At 60.6% G+C, this 23,466-nt stretch carries 18 protein-coding genes; 9 read left to right on the forward strand and 9 right to left on the reverse strand.

From position 1 onward, the window contains the following. Positions 1-473: 473 nt before the first annotated feature. The 6 genes from HX875_RS19365 to cobA all read left to right on the forward strand — a co-directional run bounded on the left by HX875_RS19365 (position 474) and on the right by cobA (position 9,816). A complete protein-coding gene (locus HX875_RS19365; RefSeq protein WP_010176415.1) occupies positions 474-1,685 on the forward strand; it encodes a nitrate/nitrite transporter in 1,212 nt (403 codons plus the stop codon). Then, a complete protein-coding gene (locus HX875_RS19370; protein ID WP_177045147.1) occupies positions 1,685-3,355 on the forward strand; it encodes a bifunctional protein-serine/threonine kinase/phosphatase in 1,671 nt (556 codons plus the stop codon). Before HX875_RS19365 ends, HX875_RS19370 begins: the two co-directional genes overlap by 1 nt. 232 nt (positions 3,356-3,587) lie before the next feature. After that, positions 3,588-6,041 (forward strand): nitrite reductase large subunit NirB, encoded by a 2,454-nt coding sequence (gene nirB, locus HX875_RS19375; protein ID WP_177044731.1) that lies wholly within the window; start codon positions 3,588-3,590, stop codon positions 6,039-6,041. Continuing rightward, positions 6,038-6,355, forward strand: coding sequence for a nitrite reductase small subunit NirD (gene nirD, locus HX875_RS19380; RefSeq protein ID WP_088424575.1), 318 nt, complete (start codon positions 6,038-6,040; stop codon positions 6,353-6,355). Before nirB ends, nirD begins: the two co-directional genes overlap by 4 nt. Continuing rightward, positions 6,355-9,063 carry a nitrate reductase gene (locus tag HX875_RS19385; protein WP_177044732.1) on the forward strand — a complete coding sequence of 903 codons (2,709 nt, stop codon included), beginning with the start codon at positions 6,355-6,357 and terminating at the stop codon, positions 9,061-9,063. Before nirD ends, HX875_RS19385 begins: the two co-directional genes overlap by 1 nt. Before the next feature lie 9 nt (positions 9,064-9,072). Then, a complete protein-coding gene (cobA, locus tag HX875_RS19390; protein ID WP_177044734.1) occupies positions 9,073-9,816 on the forward strand; it encodes a uroporphyrinogen-III C-methyltransferase in 744 nt (247 codons plus the stop codon). A 60-nt stretch (positions 9,817-9,876) separates the two neighbouring features. Here cobA and HX875_RS19395 read toward each other — a convergent pair whose 3' ends face one another. The 8 genes from HX875_RS19395 to ppsA form a co-directional block, all read right to left on the reverse strand. Beyond that, complete coding sequence (locus HX875_RS19395; protein WP_177044737.1) at positions 9,877-10,860, reverse strand: OmpA family protein; 984 nt, start codon at positions 10,858-10,860, stop codon at positions 9,877-9,879. Between the two features lie 107 nt (positions 10,861-10,967). Continuing rightward, positions 10,968-11,558 (reverse strand): RNA polymerase sigma factor SigX, encoded by a 591-nt coding sequence (sigX, locus tag HX875_RS19400; protein WP_003215014.1) that lies wholly within the window; start codon positions 11,556-11,558, stop codon positions 10,968-10,970. 87 nt (positions 11,559-11,645) lie between these two features. Beyond that, positions 11,646-12,470 carry a mechanosensitive ion channel family protein gene (locus tag HX875_RS19405; RefSeq protein ID WP_008432650.1) on the reverse strand — a complete coding sequence of 275 codons (825 nt, stop codon included), beginning with the start codon at positions 12,468-12,470 and terminating at the stop codon, positions 11,646-11,648. A gap of 2 nt (positions 12,471-12,472) precedes the next feature. After that, positions 12,473-12,718 (reverse strand): hypothetical protein, encoded by a 246-nt coding sequence (locus HX875_RS19410; RefSeq protein WP_003215011.1) that lies wholly within the window; start codon positions 12,716-12,718, stop codon positions 12,473-12,475. A gap of 85 nt (positions 12,719-12,803) precedes the next feature. Beyond that, the gene (locus HX875_RS19415; RefSeq protein ID WP_177044739.1) at positions 12,804-13,799 is read right to left on the reverse strand and encodes a zinc transporter ZntB; all 996 of its coding nucleotides are present in this window, start codon (positions 13,797-13,799) and stop codon (positions 12,804-12,806) included. Positions 13,800-13,824: 25 nt separating this feature from the next. Further along, positions 13,825-14,316: a ribonuclease E activity regulator RraA gene (gene rraA, locus HX875_RS19420; protein WP_003215007.1), complete on the reverse strand. Its 492-nt coding sequence runs from the start codon at positions 14,314-14,316 to the stop codon at positions 13,825-13,827. A gap of 222 nt (positions 14,317-14,538) precedes the next feature. Then, on the reverse strand, positions 14,539-15,528 hold the full coding sequence (locus HX875_RS19425) for an alpha/beta fold hydrolase (protein WP_177044741.1): 990 nt from the start codon (positions 15,526-15,528) through the stop codon (positions 14,539-14,541). A gap of 107 nt (positions 15,529-15,635) precedes the next feature. Then, positions 15,636-18,011 (reverse strand): phosphoenolpyruvate synthase, encoded by a 2,376-nt coding sequence (ppsA, locus tag HX875_RS19430; RefSeq protein ID WP_177044743.1) that lies wholly within the window; start codon positions 18,009-18,011, stop codon positions 15,636-15,638. A 178-nt stretch (positions 18,012-18,189) separates the two neighbouring features. Between ppsA and ppsR the strand changes: the two genes are divergently transcribed. Continuing rightward, positions 18,190-19,008, forward strand: coding sequence for a posphoenolpyruvate synthetase regulatory kinase/phosphorylase PpsR (gene ppsR / locus HX875_RS19435; protein ID WP_010176424.1), 819 nt, complete (start codon positions 18,190-18,192; stop codon positions 19,006-19,008). A gap of 111 nt (positions 19,009-19,119) precedes the next feature. Here ppsR and HX875_RS19440 read toward each other — a convergent pair whose 3' ends face one another. Further along, positions 19,120-20,544, reverse strand: coding sequence for an aminotransferase-like domain-containing protein (locus HX875_RS19440; protein WP_177044751.1), 1,425 nt, complete (start codon positions 20,542-20,544; stop codon positions 19,120-19,122). Positions 20,545-20,694: 150 nt separating this feature from the next. On the opposite strand from HX875_RS19440, the gene HX875_RS19445 reads away from it, so the two are divergent. After that, on the forward strand, positions 20,695-21,588 hold the full coding sequence (locus tag HX875_RS19445; RefSeq protein WP_177045149.1) for a DMT family transporter: 894 nt from the start codon (positions 20,695-20,697) through the stop codon (positions 21,586-21,588). 1 nt (position 21,589) lies between these two features. After that, positions 21,590-23,449 (forward strand): molybdopterin-synthase adenylyltransferase MoeB, encoded by a 1,860-nt coding sequence (gene moeB / locus HX875_RS19450; protein WP_177044753.1) that lies wholly within the window; start codon positions 21,590-21,592, stop codon positions 23,447-23,449. The last annotated feature ends 17 nt before the right edge of the window (positions 23,450-23,466 follow it).

Genomic DNA, 23,466 nt, shown 5'->3' on the forward strand with positions numbered 1-23,466 from the left:
AAGCAGGCACGGTGGAGCGGGTAAATCGGCAGGGATGCCGATTTAGCCGCGCCGGGCCATGGATGGCACGTCGCGGCGGCCCGCGGAACCGGGCCTTCGTTCCGGCATGCCGAGCCTAGGCGAGGCACCGAGTGGTGGGGCAAAGACCTTTTGGTTACTTTTGGCTGGGCCGGCATTCCGGGCGTATGCCAAAAGTGACCCGCTGTAAGAGCGGAACCATAGGCGGCCGTTACCGCAGCAACGGATATGTACACAACCCAACCCCTGTTGGCCCACCTCTTGCTAAAGAATCCCCACAGGTAGCCAACGGCGGTTGCCCCATCCACGACAAAGACGTCGCACATCCGGTTTGCCCTGGCAAACCCGGTGGCGGCGTTTTTTCGTTTTGGCCCCATAGCCCGGGGCCGATGGGGCGGCAACAGCCGCTCCATCACCAGGCCTTCTCATAAGACCCCTTACCGCTGAGGTGCGTGATGAAATCAAGCTTCTGGAAATCCGGTCACACCCCGACCCTGTTCGCCGCGTTCCTGTATTTCGACCTGAGTTTCATGGTCTGGTACCTGCTGGGCCCCCTGGCCGTGCAAATCGCCGCCGACCTGCACCTCACCACCCAACAACGCGGCCTGGTGGTAGCCACGCCCATCCTGGCCGGCGCCGTGCTGCGCTTCCTGATGGGCATGCTCGCCGACAAACTCTCCCCCAAGACCGCCGGCCTGATTGGCCAGGTGATTGTCATCTGCGCCCTCTTCGGCGCCTGGAAACTCGGAATCCACAGCTACGAACAAGCCCTGCTGCTGGGCATGTTCCTCGGCATGGCCGGCGCCTCGTTCGCTGTCGCCTTGCCCCTGGCATCCCAGTGGTACCCCGCCGAACACCAGGGCAAGGCCATGGGCATCGCCGGTGCCGGCAACTCCGGGACGGTGTTTGCAGCCCTGCTGGCACCGGTACTCGCCGCCGCGTTCGGCTGGAGCAATGTGTTCGGCTTTGCGCTGATCCCGCTGGTGCTGACCCTGATCGTCTTCGCCTGGCTCGCCCGCAATGCCCCGCAACGGCCCAAGGCCAAATCCATGGCCGACTATTTCAAAGCCCTGGGTGACCGCGACAGCTGGTGGTTCATGTTCTTCTACAGCGTGACCTTCGGCGGCTTTATCGGCCTGGCCAGCGCCCTGCCCGGCTATTTCAACGACCAGTACGGCCTGAGCCCGGTCACCGCCGGCTACTACACCGCCGCCTGCGTGTTCGGTGGCAGCCTGATGCGGCCGTTGGGTGGCGCCCTGGCCGACCGTTTTGGCGGGATCCGCACCCTGCTCGGCATGTACGGCGTGGCCGCAATCTGCATCGCGGCGGTGGGGTTCAACCTGCCAAGTTCCTACGCAGCACTGGCGCTTTTCGTGTGCACCATGCTTGGTTTGGGTGCGGGTAACGGTGCAGTCTTCCAATTGGTGCCCCAGCGCTTTCATCGGGAGATCGGTGTAATGACCGGCCTGATCGGCATGGCTGGCGGCATCGGCGGTTTCGCCCTCGCGGCGGGCATGGGCGCGATCAAGCAAAGCACCGGCAGTTATCAGTTGGCGTTGTGGTTGTTCGCCAGCCTGGGCGTGCTGGCCTGGTTCGGCCTGTACGGCGTCAAGCGTCGCTGGAGAACCACTTGGGGCTCAGCGGCAGTGACGGCTGCACGGGTCTGATGGGTCTGCAACTGAGCTTCGCCCAAGCCAGTGCCACCGGCCCACGGCAGGAAAACCAGGACGCCTTGCGCCTGGTCACACCCGCCCCGGAGCTGGCCGCCAGCAAGGGCTACCTGTGCGCCATCGCCGACGGCGTCAGCCAGTGCGCCGATGGTGGACTGGCCGCCCGCTCGACCTTGCAGGCCCTGGCCCTGGACTACTACGCCACGCCGCAAACCTGGGGCGTGGCCCAGGCGCTGGAGCGTTTGCTGGTGGCACAGAATCGCTGGCTGCAAGCCAACGGTGGCGGCCTGCCGCTACTGACCACCCTCAGTGCCCTGGTGTTTCGCGGGCGGCGCTTCACCCTGGCCCATGTGGGTGATTGTCGGGTGTACCGCTGGCTCGACGGCGAGTTGCAACGCCTCAGCGAAGAGCACGTCTGGGTGCAACCGGGCATGCAACATGTGCTCAAGCGCGCCATGGGCCTGGACCAACACCTGGTGCTGGATTTCCTCGACGGTGAGTTGCGGGCGGGGGAATGTTTCCTGCTGCTCAGCGACGGCGTTTGGGCAACCCTGGGGGATCACGCCATTGGCGCGATCCTGCGGGAACAGTCAAACCTGGACCTCGCCGTGAACACCTTGGTCAGTGCCGCGCACCTGGCGGGCAGCCAGGATAATGCCAGCGCCCTGCTGGTGCGCGTTGACCAGCTCGGCGCCGCCACCCTCGGGGATGCATTGGTGCAGTTGCAGCAATGGCCACTGCCGCCGCCCCTCAAAATCGGGCAACACTTCGAAGGCTGGCAGGTGGAAGCGCTGCTGGGGCAAAGTCGTCAGTCCCTGCTCTATCGGGTACGCGACGCCCAGCAACAGGCCTGGTTGCTGAAAACCTTGCCGATCAGCCATGACGACGATGTGTTCGCCGCCCAGGCACTGCTGTCGGAGGAATGGTTCCTGCGCCGGGTCGCTGGCCGGGCGTTTCCTGAAGTCCATCCCGCCAGCGGCCGTCAGCATTTGTACTACGTGATGCGTGAATACGCCGGGCAAACCCTCGCCGAGCTGTTCAAGCACCAGGGCCCGCTCCCCCTGGCACAATGGCAATCCCTGGCCGAGCGCCTGTTGCGTGCGGTCGGGCTGCTGCACCGCCGGCAGATCCTGCACCGCGACATCAAGCCGGAAAACCTGCTGCTGGGCGAAGATGGTGAATTGCGCGTGCTGGACTTCGGCCTGGCCTACTGCCCAGGGCTCTCGGAGGACCGCGCGCACCTGCTGCCAGGCACGCCGAGCTTTATCGCCCCGGAAGCCTTCAATGGCGAACGCCCTACCCCGCAACAGGATCTGTATAGCGTCGGCGTGACCTTGTATTACCTGCTGACAGGGCATTATCCCTACGGCGAAATCGAAGCTTTCCAACGCCCCAGGTTCACCACGCCGGTCAGCGCCAGCCGTTACCGCCCCGACCTGCCCGACTGGCTGCAACAAAGCCTGGAACGCGCAGTCGCCGCGCAACCGGAGCAACGGTATGAAACCGCCGAAGAATGGTTGCTGGTGCTGGAACAGGCAGACCGCCGGGAGTTGAGCATGCGGCCAAAACCGCTGCTGGAGCGCGAACCGCTGAAGGTCTGGCAAACGTTGGCCGCGCTGTCGTTGCTGATCAATCTGGTGCTGTTGTACTGGCTGTTGCACCACTAAGAGGCGAAATTTCTCGATACCTGGGCGCCAGGCTGAACAAATTCGGCCAAACCGCTACTTGGCACAACCACTGCATTAGCTTTCCCATCAACACACATATAGCCGCACCTTCAACGTCGAAGGTCGAGCTTCCCGAGAGAACGGGACCAGGACAAAGGCGTCCTCGCTACTTGCGTAGCGGGGACGCCTTTTTTTGTTGCGCACGATTTGTCGAGCCACTGCGGAGAACGACATGAAGAAACTCAAACTGGTGATGATCGGCAACGGCATGGCCGGGGTTCGCACCCTTGAAGAATTGCTCAAACTGAGCAGCGACCTGTACGACATCACCGTCTTCGGCGCCGAGCCCCACACCAACTACAACCGCATCCTGCTGTCGCCGGTACTGGCCGGTGAGCAGACCTTCGAAGAGATCGTGCTCAATGACCTGAGCTGGTACCTCGACAACAACATCAAGCTGTTGCTCAACCGCAAAGTGGTGCAGATCGACCGGGTCAAACGCAAAGTCATCGCCGAAGACGGCAGCGAGGCCGAATACGATCGCCTGCTGATCGCCACCGGCTCCACGCCGTTTATCCTGCCGATCCCCGGCAATACGTTGCAAGGTGTGATCGGCTACCGCGACATCGCCGACACCCAGGCCATGATCGACACCGCCAAGACCCACAAGCACGCCGTGGTCATCGGCGGCGGCCTGCTGGGCCTGGAGGCCGCCAACGGCCTGATGCTGCGTGGCATGCACGTGACCGTGGTGCATATCGGCGAGTGGCTGCTGGAGCGGCAACTGGACAAGACCAGCGGCCAGCTGCTGCAAACCGAACTGGAAAGCCGCGGCCTGGTTTTTCGCTTGCAAGAGCAAACCCAGGCCCTGCATGACGCCGGCAACGGTCGCGTGGGTTCGGTGCAATTCAAGAATGGCGACGTGATCCCGGCGGACCTGGTGGTGATGGCGGCCGGCATCCGCCCCAACACTGAACTGGCGGAAAAATCCGGCATCCCGTGCAACCGCGGGATTCTGGTCAACGACACCCTGCAAACCTACGACCCGCGCATCTATGCCATCGGCGAATGCGCCAGCCACCGCGGGATCGCCTACGGCCTGGTGGCACCGCTGTTCGAGCAGGCCAAGGTCTGCGCCAATCACCTCGCCCAGCTGGGTTTCGCACGCTATCAGGGCTCGGTGACCTCGACCAAACTGAAAGTCACCGGCATCGACCTGTTCTCCGCCGGGGACTTCATGGGCGGCGAAGGCACCGAGACCATCACCCTTTCCGACCCGATTGGCGGCGTCTACAAGAAGCTGGTGATCAAGGACGACATCCTCGTCGGCGCGTGCCTGTACGGCGACACCGCTGACGGCGGTTGGTATTTCCGGCAGATCCGTGAGAACCACGCCATTGGCGAGATCCGCGATCACCTGATGTTCGGCGAAAACGCCATCGGCGATGTAGGCCATCAAGGCCAGGACAAAGCCATGAGCATGGCCGACACCGCTGAAGTCTGCGGCTGCAACGGCGTGTGCAAGGGCACCATCGTCAAGGCAATTCAGGAACACGGGCTGTTCAGCGTCGACGATGTGAAAAAGCATACCAAGGCCGCCAGTTCCTGCGGCTCCTGCGCAGGCTTGGTGGAACAGATCCTGATCAACACCGTAGGCGGCGCGGCGGACGTCAAACCAAAAAGCGAAAAAGCCATCTGCGGCTGCAGCGACCTCAACCACGGGCAGATCCGCCAGGCCATCCGCGACCAGCATTTGCTGACCATCGCCGGCACCATGAGCTACCTCAACTGGCGCACCCCGAACGGCTGCGCCACTTGCCGCCCGGCACTCAACTATTACCTGATTTCCACCTGGCCCGGCGAAGCGAAAGACGACCCGCAATCGCGCCTGATCAACGAGCGGGCCCACGCCAACATTCAGAAAGACGGCACCTACTCGGTAGTCCCAAGGATGTGGGGCGGCGTGACCAATCCGTCGGAGCTGCGGCGCATCGCCGATGTGGCCGACAAATACAACGTGCCGATGGTCAAGGTCACCGGCGGGCAGCGCATCGACTTGCTGGGCATCAAGAAGCAGGACTTGCCCGGTGTGTGGAAAGACCTCGACATGCCGTCCGGGCATGCCTACGGCAAATCCATCCGTACCGTGAAGACCTGCGTCGGCAGTGAGTTCTGTCGCTTTGGTACGCAGAACTCCACGCAACTGGGGATCGAGTTGGAGCATGACCTGTTCAACATGTGGTCGCCCCACAAGGTCAAGCTGGCGGTGTCCGGTTGCCCGCGCAACTGCTCGGAAGCGGGGATCAAGGACGTGGGAATTATCGGCGTCGATTCCGGTTGGGAGATGTATATCGGCGGTAACGGCGGGATCAAGACCGAGGTCGCGGAGTTCTTCGTCAAGCTGAAAACCGCCGAAGAAGTGCGCGAATACAACGGCGCTTTCCTACAGCTTTACCGGGAAGAAGCCTTCTACCTGGAGCGTACCGTGCACTACCTGCAACGGGTGGGTATGGAGCACATCAAGAAGGCCGTGCTGGAAGACCCGGCACGGCGCCAGGCGCTCAATGAACGCCTGCAATTCTCCCTGTCGTTCGAACAGGACCCGTGGAAAGAACGCCTGGAACAGCCGCTGCTGAAAAAGGAATTCGACACCATCCCCGTCAAACTGCTGGAGGTGCCGGCATGAACTGGCTGGATATCTGCGCCCTCGAAGAAATCAACGCCCTGGGCTCGCGCATCATCACCGGGCCAAAAGGCGACATCGCGATTTTTCGTACCAGTGACGACGAAGTGTTCGCCCTCGACGACCGCTGTCCGCACAAGGGCGGGCCACTGTCACAAGGGCTGATCTACGGTAAACGCGTGGCCTGCCCGCTGCATAACTGGCAGATCGACCTGGAGTCCGGTGAGGCCCAGGCACCGGACATCGGCTGCGCCCATCACCACCCGGCCCGTGTGGAAAACGGCCGAGTGATGCTGGCACTGCGGGACGCCGGTTGATGAACCGCCAGACCACCGCGTCCACCTGCTGCTACTGCGGGGTCGGTTGCGGCGTGCTGATCGAGCATGATGGCTCGCAGATCCTCGGCGTCAGCGGCGATCCAAGCCACCCGGCCAACTTCGGCAAGCTGTGCAGCAAGGGTTCGAGCCTGCACCTGACCGGCGACCTGGCGGCCCGCGCGCTGTATCCGGAACTGCGGCTGGGCAAGGGCCTGGCCCGCAGCCGCACCGATTGGGACACCGCCCTGGAACACGCGGCGAATGTGTTCGCCGAGACCATCGCCGAACACGGGCCCGACAGCGTCGCGTTCTACATCTCCGGGCAGTTGCTGACCGAGGACTACTACAGCTTCAACAAACTGGCGCGGGCGCTGGTGGGTACCAACAACATCGATAGCAACTCGCGGCTGTGCATGTCGTCGGCAGTGGTCGGCTACAAGCGCAGCCTGGGGGCCGATGCGCCGCCGTGCAGCTACGAGGACCTGGAGTCGAGCGACTGCGTGATGATCGTCGGCAGCAACATGGCCTACGCGCATCCGGTTTTGTTCCGACGCCTGGAGGAGGCCAAAGCCCGGCGGCCACAGATGAAGGTGGTGGTGATCGATCCCCGGCGTACCGACACCTGCGACCTGGCAGACCTGCATCTGGCGATTTTGCCGGGCACGGATGTCGCGTTGTTCCATGGGATCTTGCACTTGTTGCTGTGGGAAGACTGGATCGACCGCGACTTTATCCAGGCCCATACCGACGGCCTGGTGGAACTCAAACGCCTGGTTCACGACTACACGCCGCAAATGGTTACGCAACTGTGCGGGATCAGTGTCGAGCAACTGCGCCTGTGCGCGGAATGGGTCGGCACCTCGGCGAGTTTTCTGTCGCTGTGGTGCATGGGGCTTAACCAATCCACCGCGGGCAGTGCGAAGAACAGCGCCTTGATCAACCTGCACCTGGCCACCGGCACCATTGGCCGCACCGGCTGCGGACCGTTCTCTCTGACCGGTCAGCCGAATGCCATGGGTGGGCGGGAAACCGGCAGTTTGTCGAATCTGCTGCCGGGGCACCGCGAGGCGGCCAACCCTGAACACCGGGCAGAGGTAGCCGCGTATTGGGGGGTCGAACAACTACCAGCCAACACCGGGCTGACCGCTATCGAACTGTTTGAACAGGTCCAGGCCGGCAAGATCAAGGCCCTGTGGATCGCCTGCACCAACCCCGCCCAATCCCTGCCCGACCAGAACACCGTGCGCCAGGCTTTGGAAGCATGTCCGTTCGTGGTGCTACAGGAAGCTTTTCGTACAACCGAGACGGCGCGTTTCGCCGACCTGTTGTTGCCGGCGGCGAGTTGGGGCGAGAAAGAAGGCACAGTTACCAACTCTGAACGGCGCATTTCCCATGTCCGCCAAGCCATCGTCCCACCTGGCGAAGCCCGGCCGGACTGGGCAATCACCGTGGATTTTGCCCAGCGCCTGGAGCAGCGTCTTTGTCCCGGAAAACCGGGGCTTTTTGCCTTTGAGCAACCCGCGCAGATCTTTGATGAATACAAACTGCTGACCCGCGGGCGCGACCTCGACCTGTCGGGCATCAGTCACGCCCTGCTGGACCGGATCGGCCCGCAACAATGGCCGTTCCCGACCAGCGCGGTGAGCGGCACCACACGCTTGTATACAGATGGGATTTTTCCTACCGAGACGGGCCGCGCGCACTTTGTGGCCGACCCTTATCGCGCCGCCAAGGAGCAGCGTGACGCGCGTTTCCCGCTCACCCTGATCACCGGGCGCCTGCGGGACCAATGGCACGGCATGAGCCGCACCGGCACCGCAGCGCAGTTGTTCGGCCATGTCAGCGAGGCGTTGCTCAGCCTGCACCCGGATGAGCTGCGTCGACATCGCTTGAAGGAAGGCGACCTGGTCAGCCTGAAAAGCCGGCGCGGCAGCGTGATTGTGGCCGTCGGCAGTGATGACAGCGTGCGTCCCGGCCAGGCGTTTCTGCCAATGCACTGGGGCGACCGGTTTCTCAAAGGCGGTGTCAACGCGCTCACCCAACCGGCGTTCGACCCGCTGTCCAAACAGCCGGAACTCAAACACAGCGGCGTGCGCCTGGAGGCGGTGCAACTGCCCTGGCATTTGTTTGCGCTGATTGAAGGCGATGTGCAGCAACACTTTGAAGCATTGAGACCGCTGTGTGAGGGTTTTGCCTACGTCAGCCTGAGCCTGACCGGGCGTGAGCGGCCCGCCCTGCTGATTCGCGCCGCTCATCACGAGGCGCCGGCGCTTGAGCTTCTGAAGCAGATTGACCAGTTGCTGGGCCTCAATGACGGCCCAGTCATGGCCTACGACGACCCGCGGCGCTCGATTGGCAAGCGAGTAAAAATCGAAAAAGGTCGCATCACTGCGATCCGCCTGGCCGGCGAAACCCTGGCTCGCCATTGGTTGCAAAGCCTGTGGCTGGAAGGTCGTACCGATGACCAGTTACGACGCTGGCTGCTGGCGCCATTGAGTGCGCCACCGGGGGGCGGTTCGACCAGCAACAAGACGCTATGCAATTGCAAGAACGTCAGCGAAAGCGCGGTGTGCGCCGGCATTGCCCGGGGCCTGGACCTGAATGGGCTGAAGCAGGAACTGGGTTGCGGCACGCAATGCGGCTCCTGTGTACCGGAAATCAAACGACTATTGGCGAGCGGCACACAGCCAATCGCGATCACGGTGTGAGGGATGCATATGAGCGCAAAAGTCTGGCTGGTGGGTGCAGGCCCCGGTGATCCGGAGCTGCTGACACTCAAGGCAGTGAGAGCCCTGCGGGAAGCCGACGTGGTGCTGATCGATGATCTGGTCAACCCGGCGCTGCTGGAGCATTGCCCCGCTGCCCGGCTGATCACCGTGGGTAAACGCGGCGGCTGTCGGTCCACGCCCCAGGCCTTTATCCACCGCCTGATGTTGCGTTATGCCCGGCAAGGCAAATGCGTGGTGCGGCTCAAGGGTGGCGATCCGTGCATTTTTGGTCGCGGCGGCGAAGAGGCGGCCTGGCTCAGGCAGCATGGGGTGGAAGTGGAGTTGGTCAATGGCATTACGGCGGGGCTGGCCGGGGCAACGAACTGTGATATTCCGCTCACCTTGCGCGGTGTCAGCCGTGGCGTCACGTTGGTTACGGCCCACACCCAGGACGACAGCAGTCTCAATTGGCGGGCACTGGCCGAGGGCGGCACGACGTTGGTGATCTATATGGGAGTGGCGAAGCTGGGGGAGATTCGGCAGCAGCTGCTGGAAGGTGGCATGAGCGATGACATGCCGGTGGCGATGATTGAAAACGCCTCGTTGCCACAGCAACGCGAGTGTCGCAGCAGCCTTTCCCGCATGCAGGAGGACGCCCAGGACTTCGCCCTGAAGAGCCCGGCGATTCTGGTGATTGGCCAGGTTATCCAGGCGACGCAAGCGGTTGAAGCCTTGGCCAGCGTTAGCGCCTGAGACAAATGACAGGCGAAAAAAAGCCCGGCCTAAGCCGGGCTTTTTTCTACAACTCAGTAATTACTGAGCTGCTTGTGCTTCTACCGAGGCTTCTACGCGACGGTTGATAGCACGGCCAGCTTCAGTTGCGTTGTCAGCAACTGGGCGGGATTTGCCATAACCAACCGAGCTTACGCGGTTAGGAGCAATACCGTCTTTGACCAGGACTTGCTTAACAGCGTCAGCACGACGCTGGGACAGCTTCTGGTTGTAAGCGTCAGGACCGACGGAGTCAGTGTGACCTTCAACAACGGTGGTGGTTTGTGGGTACTGTTTCATGAAGTCAGCGAGGTTTTTCACGTCGCCGTAGCTGTTAGGCTTAACAACCGACTTGTCGAAGTCGAACTTCACGTCCAGCTCAACACGAACAACCTGAGCAACCGGAGCTTCTGGCTCTGGAACTGGCTCTGGAGCTGGTGCTGGGGTAGGAGCTGGAGCAGTTTTACCAGCGTTGCCGCCGAAGTTTACGCCCAGACCAACCAGTGCGGAGTAATCCCACTTGCCGTTGTCCAGTGCGTAGTCAGCTTCAACACCAGCACGTGCGAACAGGTTGTCGGTGAAGTAGTACTTCACACCAGCGCCAGCGATAGCCAGGGTCGATTGATCGCGACCTTTGTGACCATCAGCTTCTACGTTGGTACGGCTCTGGTGGCCGAAACCGCCCTCTACGTATGGACGCAGGGAGTCAACACCAGCTTGACCGAAGTGGTACTGAGCAGTAACGCTGCCGGTATCACCCTTGATCTTCTGGCTACCGGTACCGTCGTTCGAACGGGTGTGGTTGGTAGTGTCGTAGTTCAGGTTGAGCGACACGTCGTCGGTCAGGAAGTAACCGATGCTTGCGCCAGGATTGAAGCCGTCTTCGATATGCTTGACGCTATCGTTGAACTGCTTTTTGTAGAACAGCTGGCCTTCAACTGCGCCTTGACCTTGTGCCAGAGCGCCGAAGGAAGTAGCAGCAATAAGAGTACCAATGGCCAAGCCCAAGGTGTTTTTCAGTTTCATCCGTTAAATCCCCATCTGGTGATTGTAAAGCAGTCCCACATACCGGGGGACAACTCGGCGACAAGTCTAACAGAACTTGCCTACACGTAAGAGATATTTGCCACGCACTAAGTTTCAGTACTGCCCGCAAATTTCTCACGTAATTTATCAAGAGCGCGTTTGTAACGCATTTTTGTAGCACTCAAACCCATATGCATGATGTCAGCAATTTCCTGAAATTCCAGCTCTGCGACAAATCGTAGCACCAGAATTTCCCGGTCAATCGGATTCACATGCACCAGCCAGCGATCGAGTCCGCCCTTCTCTTCCGGGGTTGGCGCCTTCTCTTCAGACGCTTCCTCAAGGGGGTCCAGACTCAAAGCATCCATCAAGCGACGCTTTCGCCGTTCCTTCCGATACTGCGTGATGCACTCGTTGTACGTGATGCTATAGAGCCATGTCTTGAACTTCGATTTGCCCTCAAAGTTCTTCAGGCCGTAGAGCACCTTGAGCATCACTTCCTGACAGACATCATCCGCATCTCTATCGTTCCCTAAATACCTTGAACAAACGTTGAACAGAGTGCGTTGATACCTGCGCATCAATTCTTCATACGCGCGTGTTACGTGAAACAGCTCCGTGTGCGAGCGCGCGACCAACTCCTCATCAGAGAGCTCACGGGGGTCATAGCGCGTGGACAGCGTTTGGGCTTTATTCAAAACAAGTCGTGCCGACAGTCAGGTCAATGTCCGCCTCAGCCTGGATACCCAGGATTGCGGCGGCGTACATTAGCAGGGTTTGCCGGGTTAGCGGCTAGTCACATGCTGTTCCAGCAGGATCCGATTCGAAAGCGACACCAGCTCGCCATCATCCGTCAGCACTGTTGTCTTGACCGTGCCGATCTCTTCGATCTGCCCTTCGACCTCGCCCACACGCACTTGTTGCCCAACCTGATACAGCTCACGCACATAGATTCCCGCAAGAATCTGCCCGGCAATTTCCCGGCTTCCCAGACCCATGGCCAGCGCAACGGCCAGACCAACGGTAATCAAAACAATCACAATCACATGGTTCAGCAGGTCAGTCTTGACCTCCAACTGGCTGATCGCGACCGAAATACTGATGATAATCACCAGGCCTTGAGCGATTCGCCCCAAGCCACTGGCGTAATCCAAACCCACACCTTCGGCCGCTCCGCGCACCAGGCCATTGGCCAATTGCGCCAGCAAAACCCCTACCAGCAACACCAGCGCGCCACCGAATACCTTCGGCAAATACAGCGCCAGCATGTCGAGCGTAGCTGAAACTCGCTCAAGTCCAAGGGATTCAGCCGCAGAAACCAGAAAAATCAGCAAAACAAACCAATAAACGATCTTGCCGATCAATGTCGAGATCGGCACCTGCAGCCCGGCACGCCCCAGAATCTTGGTCAGGCCGGTACCGCCCATCAGTCGATCAAGACCCAGCTTAGCCAGCAATTTGGAAAGCAGGGTGTCGAGCAGCTTGGCCACGACAAAACCCAGCAGTACCACCACCAGGGCACCAAACAGGTTGGGAATGAAATTCGCCACCTTGGTCCACAGCGCAGTCATTGCAGTTACCAGACTCTGGGTCCAGAGATCGAGTTCCATATTCATTCAGCCTTATCAGCAGTGCGAGCAAGAGGTTTACGACGGGAAACCGGTGAAACATGGGCCGAACCGTTGTTCAGGGCCATCATCAATGCCGGCAACCAGCGGCCGAGCAGGCCGAACAGGTCCCCCGCCCCGACCTGGCGGTTGGCGGTTTTCAAAACGCGACCCAGGCAAGCATCGTCGTCCCGGTTGGACGGCGAAGCGTTAAGCATGTCACGCAAAGACTGTTCGAACGGATCGTGCATAAAGACCTCTCGCAAGTGATTTAAAAGACGAGGGTAAAATTCTTCGGGTCACATGACCTCTTTCCACGTTCAGGTCACATTCAGGTCAGACCCAGCGTAAACGTCGAAACAACCACCATTGCCCGACCGCCACCGAGACCATCATCAGGCATGCAATCAGGAACCCGTAAGGGCTGGAAGAGAACGGAATCCCCCCCACGTTGATCCCCAGCAAACCGGTCAGAAAACTCATCGGCAGGAAGATCCCGGTGATGATCCCGAAGCGGTACATGGTGCGGTTCATGCGCAGGCTCAAACGCCGGTCTTCGGTCTCAAGCACAAGCCCCACGCGCTCCCGGGCCAATTCCAGCTCTTCCAGGTAACGGGTCAGGCTGTTGTTCAATTCGTTCCAGTAGTCAGCATCGTCATCGCAGAACCAGGGCAACTTGATCCGGGTCAACTGCGCGAAAATATCCCGTTGTGGCGACAGGAAACGTTTCAGCCCGGCGGCGCGCCGACGGATCTGCAAAACGCTGCCATGCTCCGGGGTATACCGTTCGTCGGCATCCAGTTTTTCTTCTTCGATATCGACGATTTCGGACAGATCGCTGACCAGATCCTGGACCTTGTTGGTCAGGTACTGCGCCATATAAAGGACCAGTTCCGAGGCAGTCTTGGGCCCCTTGCCATCCGCCAACTGCACCAGCAACTCATCGGTGGCGCGTAACGGGCGCAAGCGCAGGGAGATCACCCGTGCCGCCGAGGCAAAGATGCGCACCGAGACCATGTCTTCCGGTTCGGCGCCTGGGTTCAGGTTGACCCCGCGTAAAAACAGCAGCAGTTCGGCGTCCGGCAACGGCAACAGGCGTGGGCGGGTGTTTTCCTCCAGCAGCAGGTCACACGCGAACTCGCTCAAGCCGCTGGATTTGCGCAACCAGGTCTGGGTCTGGGGATGGCTACGGTCCCAATGCAGCCAAAGGCTTTCCTGAGGCTGCAGTTGCAGCTCATCAAGCTCTGTCCGGGCAATCGAACGCGCGCCACCTTTACCGTCCAGCACCAGGGCATGCACCAGCCCCCACTGCGCGTTTTCTTCCTCGAACATCCTCACCCCTGTCGGCTACTGCTGTTTATTCAGGCATTTTCAGCGGGCTGGGAGAGACGATCACACCGTTATTGTCGGCGTACACGTACTCACCCGGGCGGAAGGTCACGCCAGCGAAGGTCACCGCCACGTTCAAATCGCCAATGCCGCGTTTGTCAGTCTTCATCGGGTGGCTGGCCAGGGCCTGTACACCCAAATCGGTCTGGGCAATCACGTCGACATCGCGGATGCAGCCGTAGATCACCAGCCCTTCCCAGCCGTTTTTCGCGGCTTTCTCGGCAATCATGTCGCCCAGCAATGCGCGGCGCAGGGAACCACCACCGTCGACCACCAGCACCTTGCCGGCGCCATTGAGTTCGGCTTGTTCCTTGACCAGGGAATTGTCTTCAAAGCACTTGATGGTGACGATCTCGCCACCAAAGGAGTCTCGGCCGCCGAAATTGCTGAACATCGGCTCAACCACCTGCACCAGCTCCGGGTAGGCGTCACACAGGTCGGGGGTAAGGTAATGGTTCATCGAGAAACTCCTGTAGGTGAAAGAAGGTGTCAAACATCCCACTGTTTACTTACATCTGGAAACGCTTTGCCATGAAGGTTCTTTAATCCGGGCCGAATAGTCGGGCCCATAGGACAGCGACGCAAGACCCACTACGCGACTGAATATGACCAGAACCATCCGATGCGTCATATCTTAGCCGCTACGAGAAGCAAGCGAAACGCCCCTGATAGAGCCTCCCGCTCAAACCTGTGCCAGTTCCTGCGTCTGCGCGCCCGCCAAAGGTGTGAGCGGATCTTTCAACCAACGCTTCACCAACGGCCACACTTCTGCCTGAGCGGCCTTGCTGACGAGCATCTCGACATGCCCGAAATCCCCGCTGAACCCTTGCTGGCGCCCCAGGCACAAGTACTGGCGATGCTCGGAGCCGACTTGCTCGAAGAGCTTGCGACAGGCCCAGTCCGGGTCCTGGTGATCGCCGGCAGCGCTCACCGCCAGCAGCGGAACGTCGACCTCCGCCAGGCCCTTCCACCAATCCTGCTTGCCCTCGCCAAAGCGGCCGAACAGGCCATTCCAGCGCATCGCTTCAATCAGCACGCCTGCCGGCTCGTCCTCCGGGCCGCGTTTCAATCGCGAGCCAGACAATTGGCCAAAGCGCTTCAGGAGCAGGCGACCGGTCCATTCCACTGGCGGTAGTTTCAACGGCCAATGGGTGCGACTGACCTGGCAGCCAAACAGCGCCACCGAGGCTACCGCCGGCGCGCCAAGGTGCTGCCCGCCCAGGGCCGCGGCCAGGGTCGTGCCACCCAGGGAATGTCCGAGCCAGTGAGGGATCTGCCCACTTTGCTCACGCACAAAGGCGGCAATGGCCGGCAAGTCGTAGCGAGCATAGTCGGCAACGCGGTTTTTGGCGTAGTCGTGGTTACGTCGGGACAGCCCGTGGCCGCGCATTTCCGGGATCCACACGTCGAACCCCTCGCGGGCCAGGTAAGCGCCCAGGCCGATGCCCTTGGGCGAATACCAGAAGCGTCGGTTGGAGAAACTGCCATGCACCAAAACCACCGGCACGCCCCGGTTTTCCGGGACATCAGCCAGGCCCAGGCGGGTCACGGCCAGCTCGACGGTGCCGTCAGGGCTGTTGGCGGGCTTGAGGCGATACACATCTTCACTCAGGTCGCCACGACGCTCAGCGCTGATCAAGGCGACGGGAAACAGGTTGCTGCTGCTTTGCATAATGCTCTTGCACAAAAAAGGGCGGCGTCCGGATGGAGTTCCGCCCTGTACAGAATGAGAAATGCCGGCCAACCGCAAGGTTGACCGGCACTTGGGGGTGTTACGTATTACGCCTGGGCTTGGCCTTCAGCCAGGAAGAACCAGGTTTCCAGTACGGAATCGGGGTTCAGCGAAACGCTTTCGATGCCCTGTTCCATCAGCCATTTGGCCAGGTCCGGGTGATCGGAAGGGCCTTGGCCGCAGATCCCGATGTACTTGCCGGCCTTGTTGCACGCCTGGATGGCGTTGGCCAGCAGCTTCTTGACCGCAGGGTTACGCTCGTCGAACAGGTGGGCGATGATCCCCGAGTCGCGGTCCAGGCCCAGGGTCAGTTGGGTCAGGTCGTTGGAGCCGATGGAGAAGCCGTCGAAGAATTCCAGGAACTCTTCGGCCAGGATGGCGTTGGACGGCAGCTCACACATCATGATGACGCGCAGGCCGTTCTCGCCACGGGACAGGCCGTTTTCAGCCAGCAGGTCCACCACCTGGCTCGCCTCGCCCAGGGTGCGCACGAACGGCACCATGATTTCGACGTTGGTCAGGCCCATCTCGTTGCGCACGCGCTTGAGGGCACGGCATTCCAGCTCGAAGCAATCGCGGAAGGCTTCGCTGATGTAACGCGAGGCACCACGGAAACCCAGCATCGGGTTTTCTTCTTCAGGCTCGTAGAGCTTGCCGCCGATCAGGTTGGCGTATTCGTTGGACTTGAAGTCCGACAGGCGCACGATGACCTTTTTCGGGTAGAACGCCGCCGCCAGGGTGCTGATGCCTTCCACCAGTTTCTCGACGTAGAAGCCCACCGGGTCGCTGTAGCCGGCGATGCGCTTGTCGACGCTTTCCTTGATGTCCGGCGGCAGGCCGTCGTAGTTCAGCAGGGCCTTGGGGTGCACGCCGATCATGCGGTTGATGATGAACTCCAGGCGGGCCAGGCCCACACCGGCGTTCGGCAACTGCGCGAAGTCGAAGGCGCGGTCCGGGTTGCCGACGTTCATCATGATCTTGAACGGCAGGTCCGGCATCGCGTCGATGGAGTTTTGCTTGATGTCGAAGCCCAGCTCGCCTTCGAAGATGAAGCCGGTGTCGCCTTCGGCGCAGGACACGGTCACGCCCTGGCCGTCTTTCAACAGTTGGGTGGCGTTGCCGCAACCCACAACTGCCGGGATCCCCAGTTCACGGGCGATGATCGCCGCGTGGCAGGTACGCCCGCCACGGTTGGTGACGATGGCGCTGGCGCGTTTCATCACCGGTTCCCAGTCCGGGTCGGTCATGTCGGAGACCAGCACGTCGCCTGGCTGGACCTTGTCCATCTCGGACACGTCCTTGATGATCCGCACCTTGCCGGCGCCGATGCGCTGGCCGATGGCACGGCCTTCCACCAGCACGGTGCCGGTTTCTTTCAACAGGTAGCGTTCCATGACGTTGGCCGAAGTGCGGCTCTTCACGGTCTCAGGGCGGGCCTGAACGATGTACAGCTTGCCGTCGTCACCGTCCTTGGCCCATTCGATGTCCATCGGGCACTTGTAGTGCTTCTCGATGATCATCGCCTGCTTGGCCAGCTCGCTGACTTCGGCGTCGGTCAGGCAGAAACGCGCGCGTTCGGCCTTGTCGACATCAACGGTTTTTACCGAGCGACCGGCCTTGGCCTCGTCGCCGTAGATCATCTTGATCGCCTTGCTACCCAGGTTGCGGCGCAGGATGGCCGGACGGCCGGCTTCAAGGGTGTGTTTGTGGACGTAGAATTCGTCCGGGTTCACCGCGCCTTGTACGACGGTTTCGCCGAGGCCGTAGGCGCCGGTGATGAAGACTACGTCGCGAAAGCCCGATTCGGTGTCCAGGGTGAACATCACGCCGGCCGTGCCGGTTTCCGAACGCACCATGCGCTGCACACCGGCAGACAGAGCCACCAGCTTGTGGTCGAAACCCTGGTGTACACGGTAGGAAATGGCGCGGTCGTTGAACAGCGAGGCAAACACTTCCTTGGCCGCGCGGATCACGTTTTCCACGCCGCGGATGTTCAGGAAGGTTTCTTGCTGACCGGCAAAGGAGGCGTCCGGCAGGTCTTCGGCGGTGGCCGAGGAGCGCACGGCGACGGCCATGTCAGGGTTACCGGCCGACAGCGTGGCAAACGCGGTGCGGATCTCGGCGTTGAGCTTCTCGGGGAACTCGGCTTCCATGATCCATTGACGGATCTGGGCACCGGTCTTGGCCAGGGCGTTGACGTCATCGACGTCCAGCGCATCGAGCGCGGCATGGATCTGATCGTTGAGGCCGCTCAACTCGAGGAAATCACGGTAAGCCTGGGCGGTGGTGGCAAAACCACCTGGCACCGATACACCGGCGCCCGCAAGATTACTGATCATCTCGCCCAGGGATGCGTTCTTGCCCCCTACGTGCTCTACATCATGGACGCCGAGCTTATCGAGGGAAACTACGTACTCTACCAAGGTGATCTCTCCACTTTCTGTGTTGGAAAAGCTCAGGACGCCGGCGGCTCAGTAGGAGCGGTTACCGGCGTTTGTGGCCTGGACCTGGAAAATAAGTGAGAATGCGGCCCACTGCGGGACGGCAAAATCGCGCCTATCATATCCAAGATTCGTCATCAGCTTAAGGCCCAAGGCTCAAATGAAACGATCTGCTTTCTTTATCTCCGACGGCACCGGCATCACAGCCGAAACCCTGGGTCAAAGCCTGTTGGCGCAGTTCGAAAACATTACCTTCAGCAAATTCACGCGACCGTATATAGACAGCGTGGATAAAGCGCGAGCCATGGTACAACAAATCAATCTGGCGGCCGAAAAAGACGGATTCCGTCCGATCATTTTCGACACCATCGTCAATCAGGACATTCGTGAGATCCTCGCGACCTCCAATGGTTTCATGATCGACATCTTCTCTACCTTCCTGGCGCCGCTGGAACAAGAGTTAAGTGAACATTCGTCATACTCCGTCGGAAAATCTCACTCCATTGGCCACAACTCCAACTATATGGAGCGGATCGAGGCGGTGAACTTCGCCCTCGACAACGACGACGGCGCCCGCACCCACTATTACGACAAGGCCGATTTGATCCTGGTGGGCGTGTCCCGCTGCGGCAAGACGCCGACCTGCCTCTATATGGCCATGCAATTCGGGATTCGCGCGGCCAACTACCCGCTGACCGAAGACGACATGGAACACTTGACGCTGCCTGCCGCCCTGCGCGCGCACCAGCACAAGCTGTTCGGGCTGACCATTGACCCGGACCGGCTGACGGCGATTCGCAATGAACGCAAGCCCAATAGCCGATACTCCAGCTATGCGCAGTGCGAATTTGAAGTGCGGGAAGTAGAAAATCTGTTCCGCCGGGAGAATATTGCGCACATCAATTCCACGCATTTTTCGGTGGAAGAGATTTCCGCGAAGATTCTGGTGGAAAAAGGGGTGGAGCGGCGGTTCAAGTAATCTTCATGGCCTGAACCAGCGCTATCGCAGGCAAGCCAGCTCCCACATTGGAATGCATTCCCCTGTGGGAGCCGGGCTTGCCCGCGATGAACGATAACGCGGTCAACCTGCCTATAGGTGAAACCGCCCCCCACCCTGCCCCAACGCCGTCGCCAGCGCATCAAACCCGTCCAGCAGCAACTGATCATCCCCCGACGTATTGCAGATGCTCGCCCGGATAAACTGCGGCACCGCCGTCTGCCCCACCGCAAACGCCTCGGCGGTGGCAATCAGGTAATTATTCTGCTTCAACTCCGCCTCGATTTCCGACGCGCGCCAAGGCTCCGGGACTTCGATCCAGAAGTGCGGGCTATTGAGGTGGGTGCGGTACTCCAGCCCGATCAGCAATCCTTCAACCAACGCCTTGCGCCGGCTGATCTCCTGGATCTGCTGGTGCAACAGGTGCTCAGCCGTGCCGTTTTCGATCCATTGGGTCGCCAGTTCCAGGGTCACCGGGGTGGCCATCCAGCAGGTTGAGCGCAGGGCCGCGGAAATCCGGCTGACCAGCGCCGGCGGCGCATGCACGTACCCGACGCGCAACCCGGCCGACACCGCCTTGCTCAGGCTGCTGATCAGAATCGTACGTTCCGGGGCGAAATAGCTCAGGGGCGGCGGACGATCTTCCACCAGCACACCGTGGGCCTCGTCCTCAAGAATCAGCAGATTGTGCTCACGGCACACCTTGACCAACGCCTCCCGACGCGCGACCGACAGCACCGCAGTCGTAGGATTCTGGATGGTCGGCGTGCAGTACAACGCCGACACCCGGTGATTGCGACAGACTTCATCCAGCGCCCCTGGGAGCAGGCCTTCTTCATCCATTTCCAGGCCGATGAGGCGGATTCCCAGCATCCGCGCGGCGGTGATCAGCCCCGGATAAGTCAGTTGTTCGGTGACCACCGTGTCGCCGGCCCGCAGCAGCGCCATCAGTGCGCACAGCAGCCCGTGCTGGCCGCCATTCACGCAAATCACCTGCTCGGGAATCGGGTGGAAATCCCGCTGCACCAGCCACTGTGCACCCGCCGCACGGTAGCGCGGCAGCCCGGCGTCCGGGGTGTAGGCACTGATGTCCTGCAAGAACTTGGCGTTGGTGGCCAGGGTCTGGAAGCTCTGGGCCAGGAACGTGGTCTCCTGCCCCGGGATATGCATGTTGCGGCTCATATCAAAGTATTGCCGCGGCTCATCGCTGAAGTTGCGAAAGCCTTCATCCCGCTGGCGCTCCATCCCACGCTTGCGCACGAAGGTGCCGTCACCCACGCGCGCCACCACCAACCCCAGCCGCTCCAACTCACCGTAGGCGCGGCTGATGGTGCCAATGGTTACCCCCAGATTGTCGGAAAGCACCCGGTGAGGTGGCAGTTTTCTTCCCGGTTCAATCAAGCCTTCAAGAATGCCCCGCTCCATGACATCGGACAGGCGTTTGTACTTCACGCCCTGCCCGCTGGAGAGTCCTTCTCGCATAATTGACACCATGTCAATATTTGTTTTGACAGCCATCATTCGCCCTAATAGTGTGCTTTTACGGGTTCAATCACCGAATCAAGGCACTCAATATAGAGGTCAATTCGGTCTCATGGAAGCAATGTCACGATGCCAATGTCCGCCGTTCTCGAAAACGCTGAAAAAACAAAAACTCACAAGCAGTGGTTGGCTGGGCTGATTACCAGTGTGATGTTCCTGATTGTGTGCCTGAGCTGGGGCACCACCTGGCTTGGGATCAAGATCGCCGTGGAAAGCGTGCCGCCGCTGACCTCCGCCGGGCTGCGCTTTCTGATCGCGTTCCCGCTGTTCCTGTGTTTTGCCTGGGTGCGCCGCGAGCCGATCCTGTTTCCCCGGGAGAGCCGCTGGTTCTTCGTGTTCGTGACGCTGTCCTACTTCAGCGTTCCGTATTACCTGCTCAACTACGGCGAGATGCATGTCTCGTCCGGCCTCACCGCCCTGCTGTTCAGCTGCATGCCGGTGTTTATCCTGATTTTCTCCGCGTTGTTCCTGCGCGAGCGCATCTACTTTTCCCAGGTGGTCGGTATCGCCATCGGTTTCGGCAGCCTGTACATGATCATCAAGAGCCAGGGCCTGCACCTGGACCATGCCGAGTTCTTCGGGGTGCTGGCGATCCTGGCCGCCGCGATCATGCATGCCTTGTGCTACGTGATTACCAAGAAACAAGGCAGCGCCATCAGCGTGATCACCTACAACACCCTGCCCATCGGCATCGCCGGGCTGATGCTGTTTGTCGCCGGGCTGTGGTTTGAAACCCCGACCTTCGAAGACATCACCCTGCGCTCCTGGAGTGCGCTGTTCTACCTCGGCCTGGTGGCTTCGGTAGGTGGTTTTATCGTGTACTTCATGCTGCTCAAGCGCCTGAGCCCGATCATTTTGTCGTTCGTGTTCATCATCTTCCCGGTGTTCGCCGTGATCATCGGCAGCTGGTACGAAGGCGTGCAGATTTCCAAGGACCTGATGATGTATTCGGCGATCCTGCTGGCCGGTTTTGCGATTACCAAGCTGCCCATCGAAAAGCTCCTGGCGAAGAAAAACTGAGATGAAGGTCCTGAGCCCAAACGCCCTGGAGCAGATTTACGCCCACGCCGACCGCAGCTATCCCGAGGAATGCTGCGGCTTTGTTTTCGCCGATGGCAGCGTGTACCTGGGCAGCAATATCCAGAACGAGTTGCACCGCAAGAACCCCGAGATGTATTCACGCAGCGCTGCCAACGGCTACACCTTTTCGGTGGCCGACACGCTGATGATGAACAAGGCGTTTCGCAGTGATAACCCGGTGGTGGTGATCTACCACTCCCACCCTGACGTCGGCGCGTATTTCAGCGACGAAGACCAGGACAAGGCCCTCTTCATGGGCGAGCCGATCTACCCCGTGAGCTACCTGGTGGTGGATGTTCGCCAGGGCCAGACCCAAGGTTCCAAGCTGTTTGCCTGGGATGGCAAGCGCTTCGCCCAAAACCCCTTCAACGACCTGCAAACGGAGTTGTGCATGAACGCTGTCTCTTTCCCCGACATCCTGGTCCGCGTGGCCAAGCTGCCAGCATCGACCCTCGAGGGTGCCGGATCGACATTGCGCGAAGTCATTGAAAACCTGTGCACCGAGCACCCGCAATTGCGGGCGCACTTGCTCTACGAGAACAACCAGCTCAAGGAGCACTTCCTGTTTACCGCCGAGGAAGAGCTGATCGACGCCAACGACACATTGCCTGAGAAGGCAAAAATCGAGGTCCTGCTGGCCACCTCCGGCGGCATGGACGTCGACCAGTTGAGCAACGAGGAAGTGCAGCGCTACGTGCGCCACATCACCCTGCCCGGCGTCGGCCGCGAAGGCCAGTTGAACCTGAAGAAAGCCCGCGTGCTGATCATCGGCACCGGCGGCCTCGGTTCGCCCATCAGCCTGTACCTGGCGGCGGCCGGCATCGGCACCCTGGGGCTGGTGGATTTCGACGTGGTGGAAAGCAGCAACCTGCAACGCCAGGTCGTCCACGGCAACAGCACCCTGGGCCTGCCCAAGGTCGAGTCCGCCAAGCAGCGCTTGCAGGACCTGAACAGCCACATCCAGATCAACATCTACGACACCGCCTTCAACACCGACAACGCCCTGGAACTGGTGGGCGCCTACGACCTGGTGATCGACGGCACCGACAATTTCGAAACCCGCTACCTGGTCAACGACGCCTGCGTTCAACTGGGCAAGCCGTTGGTGTACGGCGCCATCTACCGCTTCGACGGGCAGATCAGCGTGCTCAACTATAAAGGCGGGCCGTGCTACCGCTGCCTGTTTCCCCAGGCCCCGCCGGCGGAACTGGCGCCCAATTGCAGCGCCGGTGGCGTCATCGGCGTATTGCCGGGCGTGGTCGGGATGATCCAGGCCACCGAGGCCATCAAGTTGTTGATTGGTATTGGCGAACCGCTGTCGGGCCGGCTGATGCGCTTTGATGCACTGGCGATGAAATTCAGCGAGATCCGCTTCAAGCGCCGCGCCGACTGCCCTTGCTGCTCGGAACTGCGCCACAGCCAAACCATCGCACCCGCCGTCTGCGCCGATGCCATGCCAAGCCAGCCGTCGCTCGCCGAAGAGCGCTACATCAAGCCACGGGTACTCAAGCAACTGCTCGAACAACACAGCAAGGCCGACGTGCTGCTGGACGTGCGCGATGCCAGCGAGCTGGAAGTGTGCAAGTTGCCTGGGGTGGTGCACATCCCCCTGGCCGAACTCGACGGGCAACTCGCCAACCTCAGCCGCGACAACACCCACTACCTGATCTGCTACGCCGGGACCCGCGCGGAGCAAGCCGCCAGCACCTTGCTGGCCGCCGGCTTCGCCAACACCAAAGTACTGCAAGGTGGCATGAAACACTGGGTTCGCGACGTCGAACCCGACATGCCTTTGTACTGATCAGCGGCCATGGGTTC

The organism is Pseudomonas yamanorum (assembly GCF_013386765.1).
Lineage (GTDB): Bacteria > Pseudomonadota > Gammaproteobacteria > Pseudomonadales > Pseudomonadaceae > Aquipseudomonas > Aquipseudomonas yamanorum_A.

Coding starts and splice junctions, on each gene's coding strand:
- HX875_RS19365 (WP_010176415.1), top strand. CDS start 474: ATGAAATCAAGCTTCTGGAAATCCGGTCACACCCCGACCCTGTTCGCC.
- HX875_RS19370 (WP_177045147.1), top strand. CDS start 1,685: ATGGGTCTGCAACTGAGCTTCGCCCAAGCCAGTGCCACCGGCCCACGG.
- nirB (WP_177044731.1), top strand. CDS start 3,588: ATGAAGAAACTCAAACTGGTGATGATCGGCAACGGCATGGCCGGGGTT.
- nirD (WP_088424575.1), top strand. CDS start 6,038: ATGAACTGGCTGGATATCTGCGCCCTCGAAGAAATCAACGCCCTGGGC.
- HX875_RS19385 (WP_177044732.1), top strand. CDS start 6,355: ATGAACCGCCAGACCACCGCGTCCACCTGCTGCTACTGCGGGGTCGGT.
- cobA (WP_177044734.1), top strand. CDS start 9,073: ATGAGCGCAAAAGTCTGGCTGGTGGGTGCAGGCCCCGGTGATCCGGAG.
- HX875_RS19395 (WP_177044737.1), bottom strand. CDS start 10,860: ATGAAACTGAAAAACACCTTGGGCTTGGCCATTGGTACTCTTATTGCT.
- HX875_RS19405 (WP_008432650.1), bottom strand. CDS start 12,470: ATGGAACTCGATCTCTGGACCCAGAGTCTGGTAACTGCAATGACTGCG.
- HX875_RS19410 (WP_003215011.1), bottom strand. CDS start 12,718: ATGCACGATCCGTTCGAACAGTCTTTGCGTGACATGCTTAACGCTTCG.
- HX875_RS19415 (WP_177044739.1), bottom strand. CDS start 13,799: ATGTTCGAGGAAGAAAACGCGCAGTGGGGGCTGGTGCATGCCCTGGTG.
- rraA (WP_003215007.1), bottom strand. CDS start 14,316: ATGAACCATTACCTTACCCCCGACCTGTGTGACGCCTACCCGGAGCTG.
- HX875_RS19425 (WP_177044741.1), bottom strand. CDS start 15,528: ATGCAAAGCAGCAGCAACCTGTTTCCCGTCGCCTTGATCAGCGCTGAG.
- ppsR (WP_010176424.1), top strand. CDS start 18,190: ATGAAACGATCTGCTTTCTTTATCTCCGACGGCACCGGCATCACAGCC.
- HX875_RS19440 (WP_177044751.1), bottom strand. CDS start 20,544: ATGGCTGTCAAAACAAATATTGACATGGTGTCAATTATGCGAGAAGGA.
- moeB (WP_177044753.1), top strand. CDS start 21,590: ATGAAGGTCCTGAGCCCAAACGCCCTGGAGCAGATTTACGCCCACGCC.